We start from the raw sequence: 16,033 nt of genomic DNA, 5'->3' as shown, positions 1-16,033 counted from the left end.
ACACGCCGGGGCGCCAACAAAACAGCAGCCTCATAATAGGGTTATGGAGACTGCTGTCGGCCCAGATCGTTACGCCGAGATCAGACCGTTAATCTTCACGGTAGGATTCACGTCAGCCTCGTAGTCCACGCCGTCGATTTCAAAGCCGAACAAACGCAGAAACTCAGCCTTATAGCCGGCGAAATCGCTGATCTCGTTGACGTTTTCGTCGGTGACCTGGTTCCACAGGGCCGCCACGGCGTCCTGGACTTTCGGTTCCAGTTCGGCCAGGTCGGCACGCAGGCGGCCGTCGGCGTCGAGCTTCGGCTCCTTGCCGTACAGGCTGTCCTTGAACAGGCCATAAACCTGCTCGATGCAACCTTCGTGGGTGCCCTGTTCTTTCATCACTTTGAACAGCAGCGACAGGTACAGCGGCATGATCGGGATAGCGGAGCTGGCCTGGGTGACCACGGCCTTAAGCACCGACACGCGGGCGTCGCCCTTGAGCGCGGCGAGGTTGTCGCGCAGGGTCAGGACTTTCTTGTCGAGGTCTTTCTTGGCTTCGCCGATGGAGCCGTTCCAGTAGATGTCCTGGGTCAGCTTCTCGCCAAGGTAGGTGAACGCAGTGGTCTTGGCGCCTTCGGCCAGGACGTCGGCGTCACGCAGGGCGTCGATCCACAGCTGCCAGTCTTCGCCACCCATGACTTTGACGGTGCCGTCGATTTCTTCCCGGGTCGCTGGCTCCAGGGTGGTGTCGACCACAACGCCTTTGTCGGTGTTGATGCCACGCAGGGTCACGGCCTTGCCGATCGGCTTGAGGGTGGAGTTGTGCACCACGCCTTGCGGGTCGGTACGGCGAGGCGCGGCCAGGCTGTAGACGACCAGGTCGATTTTGCCGAGGTCTTTCTTGATGGTTTCGATGGTCAGGCGCTTGATCTCGTCGGAAAACGCGTCGCCGTTGATGCTCTTGGCGTACAGGCCTTTTTCGACGGCAAACTTCTCGAACGCGGCGCTGTTGTACCAGCCGGCGGAGCTCAGCTTGCCTTCTTCGCCTTCTTTCTCAAAAAACACGCCCAGGGTGTCGGCGCCACAACCAAACGCGGCACTGATGCGCGCGGCCAGGCCGTAGCCGGTGGAAGCACCGAGGACCAGCACCTTTTTCGGGCCGCCTTCGATGACGCCGTGTTGGGTCACGTAGTCGATCTGTTCCTTGACGTTCGCTTCACAGCCAACAGGGTGAGCGGTCACACAGATGAAGCCACGAACCCGCGGTTTGATGATCATAAAATTTCTGCCTCTTCCAAGGTGCCGAAGGCCAGTGGTGGCCATTCAACTTCAATCGTACCGGTCTATGACGTCCAAAAAACCGAAGCGTCACGATAGTCGCAAATCTTCTGTTTACAAAATCCACTCCACACAGCGCTGCCGGGGTTAAAAACTGTGTAAAGCCTTCACAATTTCGCAATATTTAAAACGCCTGGCGGCCGGAGAAAGCCCTATCATAAGGACATTGTTTCATAATGTTTCATGCCTCCGCATCTCGCGATGCCCAGAGGACTGGAACTCGTGCACCTTCCCCGCTGGAGTTGAGCTTCATGAGTGCGAGTGTCAACCGCAAGAAAATAGTCTCGACCGCCTGGATCTTCGGCGTGCTGCTGGTTATTTATTGCTTCCCGGTCACCACCCTGGTGTTCCTGGGCCTGGTGCTGGTGTGTGGTGTCTACGACTTTTTGCGCAATGGGCTGTACGACCGCACGACGATCAAGAAGTACTTTATCGGCAGTGGCCGCAACACCTGGCTGCTGGCCCCGTTCAACACCCTGTTCGACCTGTTGAGTTCGCCTAACCGCCACGTCTACAAGATGGCCGACCTGCCACCCGCCTGGCGTGAAGACCTGCAACAGGTGATCAACGATGCCATGGCCCACAAGGACGAAATCATCGGCTACCTGGATGAGCGCATGGCCGAAAAGAAACGCGGCATGCTGTTCTTCCAGTGGTATGGCCAGCCCATCGAGACCGCCCTGGACATTCCGAGACTGCGCGAAAAACTGCCGTTCGTGAAGACCATCGGCGTGTCAGTGTTCAACGAAAACCGCTCGACCTCCTTCCACTTCGGCCCGCTGCGCATGATGTTCCGCGTGCTGTACAACATGGCCCCGGCACCGCATCACGAGGGCGTCTACATCCAGGTGGGCCAGCACAAACACTACTGGCATGACGACCCGCTGTTTATTTTCGATGACACGCTGATGCACGCGTCTTTCAACAAAAACGATGCCAAGCGTTACTGCCTGTTTATCGATATCGTGCGGCCGACCCCGGTGCCCCGGGTGCTCAACGCCGTGATCGCTGGGTTTGCCGGGATGGCCTTTACCCTGCGTCGGGTTTTCTACAAAAACTGGAAGCTGATTCAGTGAGTTCTGCGGCATGATGGTGCTGGACGGTATTTGCGCTGGGCCTTGCGCCTGAGGTAAATAACCGTCTCGTGCGACCGAATTCGGCGCCCATCATTCTCAAGCCATCGCGGCCCCTTGCCGGTGCGGTGGCTGCGCTTTCAAGGAATCAGAATGCCCCAACGTCAAGTCATCAATGCCTCCGTCAGCCCCAAGGGCAGCCTCGAAACCCTGTCTCAACGTGAAGTCCAGCAACTGAGCGAAGCCGGTACCGGCAGCATCTACACCCTGTTCCGCCAATGCGCCCTGGCGATCCTCAACACCGGCGCGCACATCGACAATGCCAAGACCATCCTCGACGCCTACAAAGATTTTGAAGTGCGCATCCACCAACAGGACCGCGGCGTGCGCCTTGAACTGCTGAACGCTCCGGCAGACGCCTTCGTCGATGGCGAAATGATCGCCAGCACCCGTGAGATGCTGTTCAGCGCCCTGCGCGATATCGTCTACACCGAGAACGAGTTGGACAGCCAGCGCATCGACCTGAGCAACTCCCAGGGCATCACCGACTACGTGTTCCACCTGCTGCGCAACGCCCGTACGCTGCGCCCGGGTGTCGAACCGAAGATCGTGGTGTGCTGGGGCGGGCACTCGATCAATACCGAAGAATACAAATACACCAAGAAAGTCGGCCATGAACTGGGGCTGCGCAGCCTTGACGTGTGCACCGGTTGCGGCCCTGGCGTGATGAAAGGTCCGATGAAAGGCGCGACCATTTCCCACGCCAAGCAGCGGATTACCGGCGGGCGCTACTTGGGCCTGACCGAACCGGGCATCATCGCTGCCGAAGCGCCGAACCCGATCGTCAATGAGCTGGTGATCCTGCCGGACATCGAAAAACGCCTGGAAGCCTTCGTGCGTGTAGGCCATGGCATCATCATCTTCCCTGGCGGCGCCGGCACGGCCGAAGAGTTCCTGTACCTGCTGGGCATCCTGATGCACCCGGACAACCGCGACCTGCCGTTCCCGGTCATCCTCACCGGGCCGAAACACGCCGCGCCGTACCTGCAGCAGTTGCACGCATTCGTCGGCGCCACCCTGGGCGAAGCGGCGCAGGCACACTACCAGATCATCATCGACGACCCCGCCGAAGTGGCGCGCCAGATGACCGCTGGCCTCAAGGCGGTGAAGCAGTTCCGTCGCGAGCGCAACGACGCCTTCCACTTCAACTGGCTGCTGAAGATCGACGAAGGCTTCCAGCGCCCTTTCGACCCCACCCACGAAAACATGGCCAGCCTGCAATTGAGCCACGCCCTGCCGCCCCACGAACTCGCCGCCAACCTGCGCCGCGCGTTCTCGGGGATCGTGGCGGGTAACGTGAAGGACAAGGGCATCCGCCTGATCGAGCAGAACGGCCCGTATGAGATCCACGGCGACCCGGCCATCATGAAACCGCTGGATGAGTTGCTACAGGCCTTCGTCGCCCAGCACCGCATGAAGTTGCCGGGCGGCGCGGCGTATGTGCCCTGCTACCGCGTGGTGCAATAAGCTAGCGCTGTACCGCCACACATTTGATTTCCACCAGCAGGCCGGGGTGCGCCAGTTCGGACACCCCGATTGTGGTCCAGGCGCAATGCCCACGTGGAAACAGGCGGTTTTTCACTTCACGGAAAACCGCCATGTGCTGGCTCATATCGACGTGATAAGTGGTCATGTCCACCACATCGTCGAAGGTGCAACCGGCCTCTTCCAGCACCTGCCGCAGATTCTCCCAGGCCGCGACGAATTGCGCCTCGGGGTCCTCGATCACCGCCAATGCAGCCGTACGCCCGACCTGACCGGCGCAGTACAACGTCTTGCCCACCTTGACCGCGGGCACGTAGCCGGCGCGCTCGACGATTGAGTGCATGGAGGGAGGGATGATGAGCTGGCGGTCGGTCATGGCTTGTATCTCTTTAAGCCCGGCAGGCGGGCACAGTTGGGACTAGTGTTTTACCTGTTCCGACTAACCCACACCAGATGAGCACCCTATGGACCAACGGATATTGTCCTCTGTCATTCCTTACCCTAAGGTAAGGAATATCACGATGGAGATCTTCAACATGGCTATCGCTACACTCACCTCAAAAGGTCAAATCACCATTCCTGTCCAGGTCAGGACTGCCCTCGGCCTGGAAACAGGGGATCGGGTTGAATTCGTAGAAATGGAAGATGGGCAGTTTTCCATCATTGCCGCGAGCAAAACGGTGCATGACCTCAAAGGGTTGATCCGCAGCTCCGCCAGGGCCGTCTCCATCGAAGAGATGAACCAGGCCATCGCAGCGCAGGGGGCAAAAGCCGGATGATCGGGCTGGATACCAATGTGCTGGTGCGCTACATCACCCAGGATGATCCCGTTCAATCCGCCAAGGCATCCGATCTGATCGAATCATTGACCACGGCCTCGCCGGGCTTTATCAGCCTGGTTTCCATTGTGGAGTTGGTGTGGGTATTGCAAAGCTGCTACCAGTCGGCCAAAAGTGATGTGGTGATGGTACTGGAGACCCTGCTGCGCACCCGCGAATTGACCGTAGAACATGCCGAGATCATCTGGCAGGCGCTGCGCAAGTTTGTGGCGAACAAGGCTGACTTTGCAGACTGCCTGATCGAGCGCTGCGCCCATGCCGCTGGTTGCGAGTACACGGCAACCTTCGACCTCAATGCGATCAAGACCACAGGCATGAAGCGACTGGCCTGAACCGCAGCATTGCGGCAGCGGGCGGGCTTTGATACAAACCGTTTTTTACCTTGATCGAGAGAAAGACCGACGTGCGCACGTTTCTACTCGCAGCCCTGGCTATGGCTCCCACTCTCGCCCTGGCCGATGCCATCACCTGGCCCGATCTGCCAAAAACCTGCTTCGTCAGCGGCCGCTCCGCCACCAGTGCGGATGTCGACAGCGGTTGCGCCGCCTTCCTGATCAATGTGAAAGGCCAGGCGGCGGGGACGCCGATCAAGCTGGATATTCCCCAATACGCGATGCATATCGACGAAACCACCGGCAAGGAAACCCCGGTGATCCTCATCCAGGCGGAGGAAAACGGCGAGGTCAAGGCCGTGGGCTATCGGGAACTGGGCACCGACCAACTCGGTGCCGCATTGTTGCGAGAGGTTCGGCTGCTGGGTACCCACAAGCCGATCTAACGCTACTGGCCAATGAAACCTGGGCTCAGCGAACCCAGCCACCACCCTGCCAGTGATACCCGTCATTACGCTGCACCCAATGCGGATGCACGTAGCGATAGCCTTCGCGTACCGGCTCCCAGTGACCATGTACAGCCACATATCGCCCGCCGTCCCAGCGCCAATAACCACGCGACCATATATAGCCGTAGCGTACGGGTGGCTCGACTTCGATCACCTGCACCGGCGGCGGTTGCGGCGCGATGACTTCCACATACTCATGTTGCACCGGCCTGCGCTCATGCACGACGCGCTCTTGAACACACCCGGATGCCGCGACGACCATGGCCGCCAATGCCCCATAACGTAGCCACATAGAAAAACCCTCGGACGCTGACGCCCAGTACCTGCACCGCTAGAAAATGCCCCCTTGTTGCAGCCTCGCTCCTGCTTGGCTCTGGAGTATTTTTAACAGGTGGCGTCTGTCAGGTTGCTGAACCTGAGGGCGTTGCGTTCATGAGGTAGACGAAAGGCCCGTCGGGTACATGAATGCTCAAACCGGACCGAAACGCGCCAGCACTGCCTCGACAAATCGCCGCAACTTGGCGGTGCGCTGCCGATTTGCGGTGTAGACCAGATGCATCGGCCGGCTCGGTGCCTCGAAGTCCGGCAGCACCTGTACCAACTCACCGCGGGTCATTGCCGTATGCAAAAAATCCTGAGGGCCGAGAACCATGCCGAAACCGTCCAACGCCGCCGACATCAATGCCCGGCTTTCGTTGATCTGCAGGCGACTGGTCACCTGTACGCTGTACAGCGTCGAGCCTTGATGAAATATCCACGCGCGGTCCGCCGGGCGTGACCAGAAGGCATAGCCCAGGCATTCGTGACGTTCCAGGTCTGCCGGCACCTGCGGCGTACCCCGCGCAGCCAGGTACGCAGGCGAAGCACCGACCACCAGGCGATAAGGCGCCAGTGGCCGGGCTGTCAGGCCGGTGGTCGCCAATGGACCGATGCGGAAGGCTGCTTCATAGCCCTCTTCCACCAGGTCGACGAAGCGATCCGTCAGGTGCAGGTCGATTTCCACGTCCGGGTTATCGCGCAGGAATGCAGTAATCAGTGGCATCAGGCTGTAGGAACCGAAGGTCACAGGCGCGGTGATCTTCAGCTTGCCACGCGGCGTGTCATTCATGATTTGCGCCAGCGAGTCCGCAGCTTCGGCCTCCGTAAGGATATGTTTGCAACGTTCGTAGTACGCGCTCCCCAACTCCGTGAGGCTTTGCCTGCGCGTGGTGCGATTAAGTAACCGCGCACCCAGGCGCTGCTCCAGCGCGGCAACGTGTTTGGCCACCATTTGCGCCGACATGTGCAAACGCTCGGCGGCGCGGGCGTAGGAGCCCAATTCGGCGGCGATCACAAAGGCATTCATGCTCGATAGACGGTCCATCATTCCCTACTCCCAGTAACAACACCCACGCCATAGTGCTTATTTATCGACATTTGGTTGCCAATCATCATAGCGGCTTCCCCCTTTATCAGGAGCAAGACCATGAAGATTGGCGTGATTGGAGCCGGTTTTATCGGGCGCGCCGTGGCACAGCGGGCACTGGCGGCCGGGCATGAAGTGATGTTGAGCAACTCTCGCGGCCCGCAGACCATGAGCAGCGTGGTAAGTGGCATACGCGGCGTCAAAGTGGGCAGCGCAGAAGATGCCGCACAGTTTGGTGACGTGGTGCTGGTGGCGATTCCGTTTGAACACTACCGAAAAGTCCCGGCGCAGTGGCTGGCAGGCAAGACCTTGCTCGACGCCAACAACTACTACCCGGAGCGCGACGGTCATTTCCCCGCGCTGGATCGATTTGAAACCACCACCAGCCGACTGCTCGCCGAACACTTCACCCACTCAAAGGTGATCAAAGTGTTCAACGCGATTTTCGCCGCGGACATTACCGATCATGCTCGCCCCCACGGCGCACCTGACCGTCGCGCATTGCCGGTGGCCGGCGACGATGCTGTCGCCAAAGCGCAGGTGATCACCCTGCTCGACGAGCTGGGCTTTGACGCCGTCGATGCCGGCGACCTGGATGAAAGCTGGCGGTTCGAGCGGGCCAAGCCCGCGTACTGCGTGCCGCTGGACCAGCCCGGGCTGAAGGCGGCCCTGGCCGCGGCCGAGCGTACGGTCGAACTGCCGCCGGTCGACCGCGAGCACACCCGCGCTTAAACACCGCCCCACAAAAAAGCCCGCTGACCGTTACCGGTTCAGCGGGCTTTGTGCATCAGCCTGGCTTACAGCGCCAGATCAGATGCCGGCTTGCTCGGCTCAGCCGCGGGCTTGGCAGCCTCGGTGGCCTTGGGTGCAGCCATTTGCGGAATCACAGGCGGCGTAGGCAGTTGCAGGACTTCGGCGGTGTAGGCCCATTCCTTGGCAACCGCTTCCGGACTGTCGTTCAGCTTGGTGCCGTAGCTCGGTACGATCTGGTGCAGCTTGGCCTGCCACTCAGGGGTCGCGACCTTGTCCTTGAACACTTTCTGCAGCACGGTCAGCATGATCGGGGCCGCAGTGGACGCGCCTGGCGATGCACCCAACAGGCCCGCGATGGTGTTGTCGGCGGAGCTGACCACTTCAGTGCCGAGTTTCAGGACGCCGCCTTGCTCCTCGTCACGCTTGATGATCTGCACGCGCTGACCGGCTTGCCACAGGCGCCAGTCGGATTGCTTGGCGTTCGGGAAGTACTCTTGCAGCGCCTTGAAGCGGTCGTCGTCCGACAGCATCAGTTGGCCGGCGAGGTACTCGACCAGTGGGTATTCACGAATACCGACTTTGGTCATTGGCCAGATGTTGTGGGTGGTGGTGCTGGTCAGCAGGTCCAGGTACGAGCCTTCTTTCAGGAACTTGGTCGAGAAGGTCGCGAATGGGCCAAACAGGATCACGCGCTTGCCATCCAGCACGCGGGTGTCCAGGTGCGGAACCGACATCGGTGGCGCGCCAACCGAAGCCTTGCCGTAGGCCTTGGCCAGGTGTTGCTCGGCAACGGTTGGGTTATCGGTCACCAGGAACGAACCACCTACCGGGAAGCCAGCGTATTCCTTGGCTTCAGGAATGCCCGACTTCTGCAGCAGGTGCAGTGCACCGCCACCGGCGCCGATGAACACGAACTTGGCGTCGGTTTCGGTCTTGGTGCCGTCTTTCAGGTTTTTGTAGCTCACACGCCACGAACCGTCGGCGTTCTTGGTGATGTCCTGCACTTCGCTCGACAGTTTCAGGTCGAACTTAGGCGTGGTCTGCAGGTGAGCGACGAACTGGCGGGTGATCTCGCCGAAGTTCATGTCGGTCCCCAGCGGGCTCCAGGTGGCCGCGATTTTCTGGTTCGGGTCACGCCCTTCCATCATCAGCGGAACCCACTTGGCGATCTGCGCCGGGTCTTCGGAGTACTGCATGCCAGCGAACAGCGGGCTGGCCTTCAGGGCTTCGTAGCGTTTTTTCAGGAACTTGATGTTGTCATCGCCCCACACAAAGCTCATGTGCGGTGTGGTGTTGATGAACGAACGCGGGTCCTTCAGCACGCCTTGGCGGACCTGCCAGGACCAGAACTGACGGGAAATCTGGAACGCTTCGTTGATCTCGACCGCTTTCGGGATCTCAACGTTGCCGTTCTTGTCTTCCGGGGTGTAGTTCAGCTCGGCCAGGGCCGAGTGACCAGTACCGGCATTGTTCCAGCCGTTGGAGCTTTCTTCGGCCACGCCATCGAGGCGCTCGACCATCTCCATCGACCAGCCCGGCTCCAGCTCGTTGAGCCAGACGCCCAGGGTCGCACTCATGATGCCGCCGCCAATCAGCAGCACATCGACTTTCTTTGCCTCTTCCGCCTGAGCGGAGCTGATCCCCAGCGACAAAGCCAGCCCCAGCAGGGCAGTGTTTACTTTTTTAAACATCAGTAGCACCTATGATAAAACGCCATCCGCCCTACCGCCCCTGATCATGGGCAACCCTCCATCACGATGCGCCAGGCAACGCACCGCGGGGTTTGCACATTCACGAGAGGGCCGCAGGGTGGGCACACAAGGCCGACGTATCGACCTCACTGTTTATGTCCCTTCTGCGCTGACTTTTTATCATTATTGGCTTCAGCTACCTGGGCGACAGCCAACCGCCGGGACGTATACGGATGTACGTACCCAGGAGAGACTAGACCAGGACGGCGCGCAGAATATCACGGCAAACGGCGTTTATGCGCCGTTTGGCCAATTGACAGCTCTAAATCGCGGCTTTTAACCCGTCGATGTCAAGCGCGGCAGGCGCGACCAGGGGTCACAGGCCTGGAACTCTGACGCAAACGGCTGTTCTAGACACCTTTGCCGCCGCTTGCGTAGCATCAGCGGCTCTCCTTCGTGCGCTCCATCCAACCAGAGTTACCCATGACTATCCAGCAAACACCCGGGCATGTGCTGCCCGCGCGCAGCGCCGCCAAAATGGAAGCGGCCATGGCCGTGGGCGCCTTCGCGATCGGCACCGGCGAATTCGCCATCATGGGCTTGATGCCCGACATCGCCCACAATCTGAATTTGAGTGAACCGCAAGTCGGCCACGCCATCAGCGCCTACGCCCTGGGCGTGATGGTCGGCGCCCCACTGCTGGCCATCCTCGGCGCCAAGTTGCTGCGCAAACATATGCTGCTGTTACTGATGGGCCTGTATGCGCTGGGCAACCTGGCCACCGCCTTCACCCCGACCTTCGGCTCGCTGGTGGCCTTCCGTTTTATCAGCGGCCTGCCCCACGGCGCCTACTTCGGCATCGCCGCCGTGGTCGCCTCGAGCATGGTGCCCAACGACAAACGCGCCGGCGCCGTGGCCCGCGTGATGATGGGACTGACCCTGGCCATGCTGCTCGGCAACCCCATCGCCACCTTCCTCGGCCAACACCTGGGCTGGCGCTCGGCGTTTGCACTGGTCAGCGTGATTGCCCTGTGCACCCTCTTACTGGTCTGGCAATTCGTGCCCCATCGTCACGACGAACAACGCAGCGACCCGCGCAAGGAACTGCGCGCCTTCACCAAGCCGCAGGTGTGGATGGCGTTGTCGATTGGCGCGATCGGGTTTGCCGGGATGTTCTGCGTGTTCAGCTATTTGGCGCCGACCATGTTGGAAGTGACCAAAGTCTCGCCGCAGTGGATTCCCTTCGGCCTCGCCGCGTTTGGCGTCGGCGGCATCATCGGCAACATCGCCGGCGGCAAGCTGTTCGACCGCCTGCAATTTCGCGCCGTGGGTTGGATCATGGTGTGGTCGATGGCCGTGCTGATCTTCTTCACCTTCGCCGCCAGTTCGCTATGGAGCGTGCTGCTGGGCATTGGCCTGGTCGGCACCATGATCGCCATGGCAGCTCCCCTGCAAATCCGCTTGATGGACATCGCCCACGAAGCCCCGAGCCTGGCGGCGGCGTCGAACCACGCGGCGTTCAACCTGGCGAATGCGCTGGGACCGTGGTTGGGCGGGATGGCGATTACAGCCGGGTATGGCTGGACCAGCACCGGCTACATCGGCGCCGCTACAGCGTTGATCGGCCTGGGCATCTACCTCATCGCCCGCCGCATGAAGGGCGGCCACTGACGCCACACTTCCCGATCCAATGAAGATCCAACTGTAGGAGGGGGCTTGCCCCCGATGGCAGTGGGTCAGTCAACACACTCACGACTACCCACCACCCCATCAATCATCATGCAACAACCCCGCCCCATACTCCCCATAACTACTCCCCAACTCACCGCCGCCAAAATTCATCTTGGCGGCTTTGCTGGGCGTATGGTCCCCAAACGCCTGGCACCCGCTTGAAAAACAAGGGTCGCTGCTCACGCCGGAAGAACCCGACGAACAGGCACTCAACAGCAATGTGCCAGCAACCATCACGACTTTAACGAGGTTCGAAATCATGGTTTCAGTTCCCTGTGGACGGGAGGCGTGGGGGTCCTCTCTTGGAGAGGATCGTAGACCGCAAAGGCGCAGGGAATGATGAAACTTTGCTGGGTGACAGGATGGGTTCAGGTTGCCGCCCTGGGGTAAGGCGGCGGGGTTGGGTTTCAGGCGGTGGCTGGGCTGGCGGCAGGCGCGACTTGCTCTTGGGCGCGGGCGACGAGTAGCGCGCTTAGGTCGATGAGTTGTTGAATGCCGAGGACGATAGCGCGGTGCGGGTCTTCGAGGTCGAAGGCCAGGGTGGCGGCCATTTGGTTGGCGGACGCGAGGTTTTCGGCGGCGTTGGCTAGGAGGGTTTCGGTGTCGATGTTGGGGCTGACGGAGAATAGGTTACTGCTTAGCTTTTCGTTGGTGGTAGCAGCCTCAGGTTGAGGCAAGTAGTGATGGATAGCGCGTTGGGCGGCAGCTTGAAACCGGGCATCGGCAGGTGCAGCGTTTGAAGCGTCAGGCGGATTAGGTGTGACCTTGTACATGGCGAAGCTCCTTTAGCGTTTCAGGAACTGCCTATCTCACTTCCACATGAGGGTGGCAGCTGTACGCAGGTGTGGAAGACCAGGGCTAAAGGACCCGGCGCACCGAAGTGCCCCGCGCACAGCCGCCATAAGCAATCATACAGACGTAAAAAAACGCCGGTAGGTGTTTATGGGCAATTGAGCGCCTTCAGCTTGGTCGGACTTCCACATCCGGCCGCTGGATTGGCAGCGGCTGGGGGAGGTTAGCTAGGGGAGGTCTGAGGGGCAAGCTGAGAAAAGCGTGGGAAATTTCTCGAAAAATATAGGACCTTGAGCTAGTTTCATGACTCATCAGTTGCACTATGATCGAATAGAAAAGCTCAACACCAACCTCCATTTGAGAGATGGCACCCAGTAACGGTTATCTCTGTTAAGCCCACGTTACGCACTACGACAATCTGTTTGGCGACTGCCGCCTCCCCTATTCGCCGCACAAATTGATATGCTCACGACTTCCTTCGAATGGAGTCGACACCCTGCTCACCCACAGCCACTCCTCGACCGCTCTTGCAAGATAGGCAAAAAAACCACTTGCAAACGATGCAGCCAGGCAACCAATTAAAATCAAACAAGTAATATCAAAATGAAAATAGCCATTATTATCGGCGTTGAAAAATATGAATCAAAGAGCTTTGACAACTTATCCGCCTGCAAAAAAGACGCAGCAGCCATTAAGGCTGTCATCGAAAATGTTAAGAACCTTGAGGAGATACTTTTTCTAGGCGAAAATGAATCAGCCTCTGAGATAAAGAGAAAAATTTCCGACCTCGTTGAGAAATACAAAGGAGAGACCTTACAGGAGCTATTCTTTTATTTTTCAGGACATGGAGAACGGTTTGAGGATGACTTTTTTTATGTTTTATCCGACTTCGACCCTAGACGCAAAGAGACCACTGGACTTAGAAACTCAGAACTGGATGACTGGATTAAAACACTATCCCCAAAACTCTGCATAAAGATAATTGACGCCTGCTTCAGTGGCACACAGTACATAAAAAGTGAATTTAACGCAGAAGAGGAACTTACAAAGTCAGCAAAGAAATACGGACTGAACGATGTGTATTTTTGGTTTTCTTCAAGAGACAGCGAATCATCCTACGCCGGCACTGAGTTTAGTTACTTCACAGAAAGTATTTTGACTGCAATATCTGATCTGGAAGGCGACGTACGTTATAGAGAGATTATGGCTGCTGTTGCGGATGATTTTGCAGACAAAGGTGGCCCAAAACCGATATTTGCAACTCAGTCTGACAACATAGAAAAATTTGGAACGATCACCAAGCAAACCCATAACATAATAAACAAGCTATTTGGCTTTCCAGACGAGCAGGGCAATACAGAAGCGGCGGCGAAAACTCCATCACCAGCACCAAAAGAAGAGTCCATTTATACGCAGATTCAGAAAATCTCCACGTCTACGTGCTACAGCGAGCAAACTCTGATTTCGTTCATTAATGACTTCAAAAAGGAAGTTGAAAACTGGCCTAACGACGTCAAGAAAATATATAAAGTCTCTCTAGACTCCGACCTACTCCCTAACGAAATTCCAAACATATCCAAAATTGGCGAATGGCTCAGCCAAAAAACCGAAGATAACTATTTTGCAACAGTTACACACGGAACCAAGAACTATAAAGTCGAAGAGTACAAGGCACTACCAAAGAAACCGCCTACTAAAAAAGATCCTTTCTCACTAATGGGCGCAACACTAAACACGTTATCTCGACTGCATGCACAAGAAGAAACCGAATACAAATTAGAATCCATAACCAAGACCAAGCAATACGTAAATGGCTTCAACTATACACACTCAACACAAAATAGAATATTGAGACTCAACTTCAACCCAAACCTAGAAATCGCTCCACCAATATCCATCTATACAATCTCAATTTACTCCAACAGATCACTTTCCATTCACTTCTCCTACGAGATACTACAGAGAAAAAACTGGGATGAATATTCACACCCCACGTGCGAAAGATGGCGAACCATAAAGGTTAACGTAAATGGAAAAAAACCTGCCGAGGCAGCAGCAACCCACATAAAGAAGGAAATTATCCAGTGGCTAGAAACCGAATTAAAAAAGAGAGCTGAATAAGCTTCTTTTACTCATCGCTGGTTGAGAAATGGCAACTCTCACTGCGGGGTGCCATTTCCTCAAACAGACGCATACTTAAATATTGATCCTGAGGAGAAGAAACGATTCACTTCCAGACATCCCTCGCGACGGCCCGCTGATTCAACCCAGCGCTCCACGGTGTAAGATGCCCACTACGCGTTCACCATCGAGGCCGTTATGACTGGAGTCTCACTAACCCTGCCGGAAGACCTGTCCAACTCACTCGCCAACCTAGCCAAAACCAACGGCCAGACTGCGGCCTACCTGGCGATGGACGTTCTTCGCAACTACATCGAGCATGAAAAAACGCTGACCGCTCAGATCGAGTTGGCAGTGAAAGAAGCCGACCAAGGCAAATTCGCCACCGACGATCAAGTGGCGGCCATGCGCGCTAGGCGCTGGAGTCGGAATGCGGGTTGAGTGGCTTGAAAAAGCGCTAAAAAATCTAGAAGACGAAACTATATCGCTCTCGAAAATCCAACGGCTGCTGACGACTTCTCCGATGCCATTTTCGCCAGCATCGACAAACTGGCTCAATTTCCCTCCATGGGTCGTGAAGGCCGGGTCAAAAACACCCGTGAATGGGCAGTCCCCAATTGGTCATATCTGATTCCGTATCGGATACGCAGTGATCGCCTGCAAATCCTCGGTGTATTCCATACACGGCAGCGTCCACGTTCGAAATGGTAGTGGACGCAAATCTCGGCTCCCCGACACCCAACACCCATCCCTGATAAACTGCGCCCCATTCGCCTCGCTAACTCAGATCCCCCCAATGCCCCTACAAACCGCTCCCCTCTCCCACCGCTTCTCCGTCGCCCCGATGATGGACTGGACCGACCGCCACTGCCGGTTCTTCCTGCGCCTGCTCTCCAAGCACGCGCTGCTCTACACCGAGATGGTCACCACTGGTGCGATCCTCCACGGCGACCACGACCGTTTCCTGCGTCACAACGAAGCCGAGCACCCGCTGGCCCTTCAGTTGGGCGGTAGTGTTCCGGCTGATCTGGCGGCTTGCGCGCGTATGGCCGAGGCCGCTGGCTACGACGAGGTGAACCTGAACGTCGGTTGCCCCAGCGACCGGGTGCAAAACAACATGATCGGCGCGATCCTGATGGCTCATCCTGCCCTGGTTGCCGATTGTGTGAAGGCGATGCGTGACGCGGTGTCGATTCCGGTGACGGTGAAGCACCGCATCGGCATCAATGGCCGGGACAGCTACGCCGAGCTGTGTGATTTCGTCGGGACGGTGAAGGACGCGGGCTGCACCAGTTTTACCGTGCATGCGCGGATTGCGATTCTGGAAGGGCTGTCGCCGAAGGAGAACCGTGACATTCCGCCGTTGCGTTATGACGTGGCGGCGCAGTTGAAGCGGGATTTCCCTGAGCTGGAGTTTATTCTCAACGGCGGGATCAAGACGCTGGAGCAGTGCCACACGCATTTGCAGGTGTTTGATGGGGTGATGTTGGGGCGGGAGGCTTATCACAATCCGTATTTGCTGGCGGAGGTGGATCTGCAGTTGTTTGGCAGTGAGGCGCCGGTGATCAGTCGGGCTGAGGCGCTGGTTCAGTTGCGGCCGTATATTGCGCAGCATTTGGCGAGCGGTGGTTCGATGCACCATATCACTCGGCATATTCTGGGGTTGGGTACCGGTTTTCCGGGGGCGCGCAAGTTCAGGCAGTTGTTGTCGGTGGATATTCACAAGGCGAGTGATCCGCTGGCGTTGCTGGATCAGGCTGGGGCTTTGCTGGAAGGGCGGTAAGTCCGTTCAAGTCTGGGGGACTGGTCTGCCGCTATCGGGGGCAAGCCCCTTCCACCTTTGAATTGTGGTGATCATGCGGGAATTGGGTTGAACCTGTCGGCAGTTTTGGCCTCCTATTTAGCACCAAGACAAGGCA

Annotated in this window: 17 protein-coding genes and 1 pseudogene; 11 read left to right on the top strand and 7 right to left on the bottom strand. The window is 57.7% G+C overall.

Translation table 11 applies throughout. The features are described 5' to 3' along the window. Positions 1-69: 69 nt before the first annotated feature. Entirely contained in the window at positions 70-1,263 is a 1,194-nt protein-coding gene (gene fabV / locus AC3WP7_RS20095; RefSeq protein WP_092247508.1) for an enoyl-ACP reductase FabV, read from the bottom strand. A 311-nt stretch (positions 1,264-1,574) separates the two neighbouring features. Here fabV and AC3WP7_RS20090 point away from each other — a divergent pair, with 311 nt between their 5' ends. Continuing rightward, positions 1,575-2,399 (top strand): aspartyl/asparaginyl beta-hydroxylase domain-containing protein, encoded by an 825-nt coding sequence (locus tag AC3WP7_RS20090; RefSeq protein ID WP_092247505.1) that lies wholly within the window; start codon positions 1,575-1,577, stop codon positions 2,397-2,399. Positions 2,400-2,549: 150 nt separating this feature from the next. Further along, positions 2,550-3,923 carry a nucleotide 5'-monophosphate nucleosidase PpnN gene (gene ppnN, locus AC3WP7_RS20085; RefSeq protein ID WP_025856956.1) on the top strand — a complete coding sequence of 458 codons (1,374 nt, stop codon included), beginning with the start codon at positions 2,550-2,552 and terminating at the stop codon, positions 3,921-3,923. A 1-nt stretch (position 3,924) separates the two neighbouring features. Here the strand turns inward: ppnN and AC3WP7_RS20080 are convergent, their stop codons facing one another. Then, on the bottom strand, positions 3,925-4,317 hold the full coding sequence (locus AC3WP7_RS20080; protein WP_093126445.1) for a RidA family protein: 393 nt from the start codon (positions 4,315-4,317) through the stop codon (positions 3,925-3,927). A gap of 145 nt (positions 4,318-4,462) precedes the next feature. Here AC3WP7_RS20080 and AC3WP7_RS20075 point away from each other — a divergent pair, with 145 nt between their 5' ends. The 3 genes from AC3WP7_RS20075 to AC3WP7_RS20065 all read left to right on the top strand — a co-directional run bounded on the left by AC3WP7_RS20075 (position 4,463) and on the right by AC3WP7_RS20065 (position 5,558). Next, on the top strand, positions 4,463-4,720 hold the full coding sequence (locus AC3WP7_RS20075) for an AbrB/MazE/SpoVT family DNA-binding domain-containing protein (protein ID WP_093126441.1): 258 nt from the start codon (positions 4,463-4,465) through the stop codon (positions 4,718-4,720). Beyond that, positions 4,717-5,112 (top strand): type II toxin-antitoxin system VapC family toxin, encoded by a 396-nt coding sequence (locus tag AC3WP7_RS20070; RefSeq protein WP_092247496.1) that lies wholly within the window; start codon positions 4,717-4,719, stop codon positions 5,110-5,112. Before AC3WP7_RS20075 ends, AC3WP7_RS20070 begins: the two co-directional genes overlap by 4 nt. Positions 5,113-5,213: 101 nt before the next feature. Continuing rightward, a complete protein-coding gene (locus AC3WP7_RS20065; RefSeq protein ID WP_071489039.1) occupies positions 5,214-5,558 on the top strand; it encodes a hypothetical protein in 345 nt (114 codons plus the stop codon). Positions 5,559-5,583: 25 nt separating this feature from the next. On the opposite strand, the gene AC3WP7_RS20060 is transcribed toward AC3WP7_RS20065, so the two are convergent. Together AC3WP7_RS20060 and AC3WP7_RS20055 are read right to left on the bottom strand one after the other, a co-directional pair. Next, on the bottom strand, positions 5,584-5,913 hold the full coding sequence (locus AC3WP7_RS20060; protein WP_071489038.1) for a YXWGXW repeat-containing protein: 330 nt from the start codon (positions 5,911-5,913) through the stop codon (positions 5,584-5,586). Positions 5,914-6,090: 177 nt separating this feature from the next. Beyond that, positions 6,091-6,987: a LysR family transcriptional regulator gene (locus AC3WP7_RS20055; protein WP_102593040.1), complete on the bottom strand. Its 897-nt coding sequence runs from the start codon at positions 6,985-6,987 to the stop codon at positions 6,091-6,093. A 99-nt stretch (positions 6,988-7,086) separates the two neighbouring features. Here AC3WP7_RS20055 and AC3WP7_RS20050 point away from each other — a divergent pair, with 99 nt between their 5' ends. Next, positions 7,087-7,758 (top strand): NADPH-dependent F420 reductase, encoded by a 672-nt coding sequence (locus tag AC3WP7_RS20050; RefSeq protein WP_102593041.1) that lies wholly within the window; start codon positions 7,087-7,089, stop codon positions 7,756-7,758. Positions 7,759-7,823: 65 nt separating this feature from the next. Here AC3WP7_RS20050 and mqo read toward each other — a convergent pair whose 3' ends face one another. Beyond that, positions 7,824-9,470, bottom strand: coding sequence for a malate dehydrogenase (quinone) (mqo, locus tag AC3WP7_RS20045; protein ID WP_071496702.1), 1,647 nt, complete (start codon positions 9,468-9,470; stop codon positions 7,824-7,826). A 483-nt stretch (positions 9,471-9,953) separates the two neighbouring features. Between mqo and AC3WP7_RS20040 the strand changes: the two genes are divergently transcribed. Next, positions 9,954-11,141, top strand: coding sequence for an MFS transporter (locus tag AC3WP7_RS20040; protein ID WP_071489035.1), 1,188 nt, complete (start codon positions 9,954-9,956; stop codon positions 11,139-11,141). A gap of 99 nt (positions 11,142-11,240) precedes the next feature. On the opposite strand, the gene AC3WP7_RS20035 is transcribed toward AC3WP7_RS20040, so the two are convergent. Together AC3WP7_RS20035 and AC3WP7_RS20030 are read right to left on the bottom strand one after the other, a co-directional pair. Beyond that, the gene (locus tag AC3WP7_RS20035; RefSeq protein ID WP_093126421.1) at positions 11,241-11,462 is read right to left on the bottom strand and encodes a hypothetical protein; all 222 of its coding nucleotides are present in this window, start codon (positions 11,460-11,462) and stop codon (positions 11,241-11,243) included. Positions 11,463-11,608: 146 nt separating this feature from the next. Further along, entirely contained in the window at positions 11,609-11,974 is a 366-nt protein-coding gene (locus AC3WP7_RS20030; protein ID WP_092247429.1) for a DUF6124 family protein, read from the bottom strand. A gap of 622 nt (positions 11,975-12,596) precedes the next feature. Between AC3WP7_RS20030 and AC3WP7_RS20025 the strand changes: the two genes are divergently transcribed. The 4 genes and pseudogenes from AC3WP7_RS20025 (at position 12,597) to dusA (ending at position 15,897) form a co-directional block, all read left to right on the top strand. Then, positions 12,597-14,114, top strand: coding sequence for a caspase family protein (locus AC3WP7_RS20025; RefSeq protein ID WP_092247426.1), 1,518 nt, complete (start codon positions 12,597-12,599; stop codon positions 14,112-14,114). Positions 14,115-14,312: 198 nt separating this feature from the next. Then, positions 14,313-14,555 (top strand): CopG family ribbon-helix-helix protein, encoded by a 243-nt coding sequence (locus AC3WP7_RS20020; protein WP_092247423.1) that lies wholly within the window; start codon positions 14,313-14,315, stop codon positions 14,553-14,555. Continuing rightward, a pseudogene (locus AC3WP7_RS20015) lies at positions 14,545-14,825 on the top strand (type II toxin-antitoxin system RelE/ParE family toxin). Before AC3WP7_RS20020 ends, AC3WP7_RS20015 begins: the two are co-directional and overlap by 11 nt. A gap of 85 nt (positions 14,826-14,910) precedes the next feature. Beyond that, a complete protein-coding gene (gene dusA / locus AC3WP7_RS20010; RefSeq protein WP_102593042.1) occupies positions 14,911-15,897 on the top strand; it encodes a tRNA dihydrouridine(20/20a) synthase DusA in 987 nt (328 codons plus the stop codon). Positions 15,898-16,033: the final 136 nt, after the last annotated feature.

It is taken from the genome of Pseudomonas sp. FW305-3-2-15-C-LB1 (assembly GCF_058787615.1).
Note: the sequence above shows the minus strand (reverse complement) of the source record. Positions and strands in the feature narration are given on the sequence as shown.

Coding starts and splice junctions, on each gene's coding strand:
- fabV (WP_092247508.1), bottom strand. CDS start 1,263: ATGATCATCAAACCGCGGGTTCGTGGCTTCATCTGTGTGACCGCTCAC.
- AC3WP7_RS20090 (WP_092247505.1), top strand. CDS start 1,575: ATGAGTGCGAGTGTCAACCGCAAGAAAATAGTCTCGACCGCCTGGATC.
- ppnN (WP_025856956.1), top strand. CDS start 2,550: ATGCCCCAACGTCAAGTCATCAATGCCTCCGTCAGCCCCAAGGGCAGC.
- AC3WP7_RS20080 (WP_093126445.1), bottom strand. CDS start 4,317: ATGACCGACCGCCAGCTCATCATCCCTCCCTCCATGCACTCAATCGTC.
- AC3WP7_RS20075 (WP_093126441.1), top strand. CDS start 4,463: ATGGAGATCTTCAACATGGCTATCGCTACACTCACCTCAAAAGGTCAA.
- AC3WP7_RS20070 (WP_092247496.1), top strand. CDS start 4,717: ATGATCGGGCTGGATACCAATGTGCTGGTGCGCTACATCACCCAGGAT.
- AC3WP7_RS20065 (WP_071489039.1), top strand. CDS start 5,214: ATGGCTCCCACTCTCGCCCTGGCCGATGCCATCACCTGGCCCGATCTG.
- AC3WP7_RS20060 (WP_071489038.1), bottom strand. CDS start 5,913: ATGTGGCTACGTTATGGGGCATTGGCGGCCATGGTCGTCGCGGCATCC.
- AC3WP7_RS20055 (WP_102593040.1), bottom strand. CDS start 6,987: ATGATGGACCGTCTATCGAGCATGAATGCCTTTGTGATCGCCGCCGAA.
- AC3WP7_RS20050 (WP_102593041.1), top strand. CDS start 7,087: ATGAAGATTGGCGTGATTGGAGCCGGTTTTATCGGGCGCGCCGTGGCA.
- mqo (WP_071496702.1), bottom strand. CDS start 9,470: ATGTTTAAAAAAGTAAACACTGCCCTGCTGGGGCTGGCTTTGTCGCTG.
- AC3WP7_RS20040 (WP_071489035.1), top strand. CDS start 9,954: ATGACTATCCAGCAAACACCCGGGCATGTGCTGCCCGCGCGCAGCGCC.
- AC3WP7_RS20035 (WP_093126421.1), bottom strand. CDS start 11,462: ATGATTTCGAACCTCGTTAAAGTCGTGATGGTTGCTGGCACATTGCTG.
- AC3WP7_RS20030 (WP_092247429.1), bottom strand. CDS start 11,974: ATGTACAAGGTCACACCTAATCCGCCTGACGCTTCAAACGCTGCACCT.
- AC3WP7_RS20025 (WP_092247426.1), top strand. CDS start 12,597: ATGAAAATAGCCATTATTATCGGCGTTGAAAAATATGAATCAAAGAGC.
- AC3WP7_RS20020 (WP_092247423.1), top strand. CDS start 14,313: ATGACTGGAGTCTCACTAACCCTGCCGGAAGACCTGTCCAACTCACTC.
- dusA (WP_102593042.1), top strand. CDS start 14,911: ATGCCCCTACAAACCGCTCCCCTCTCCCACCGCTTCTCCGTCGCCCCG.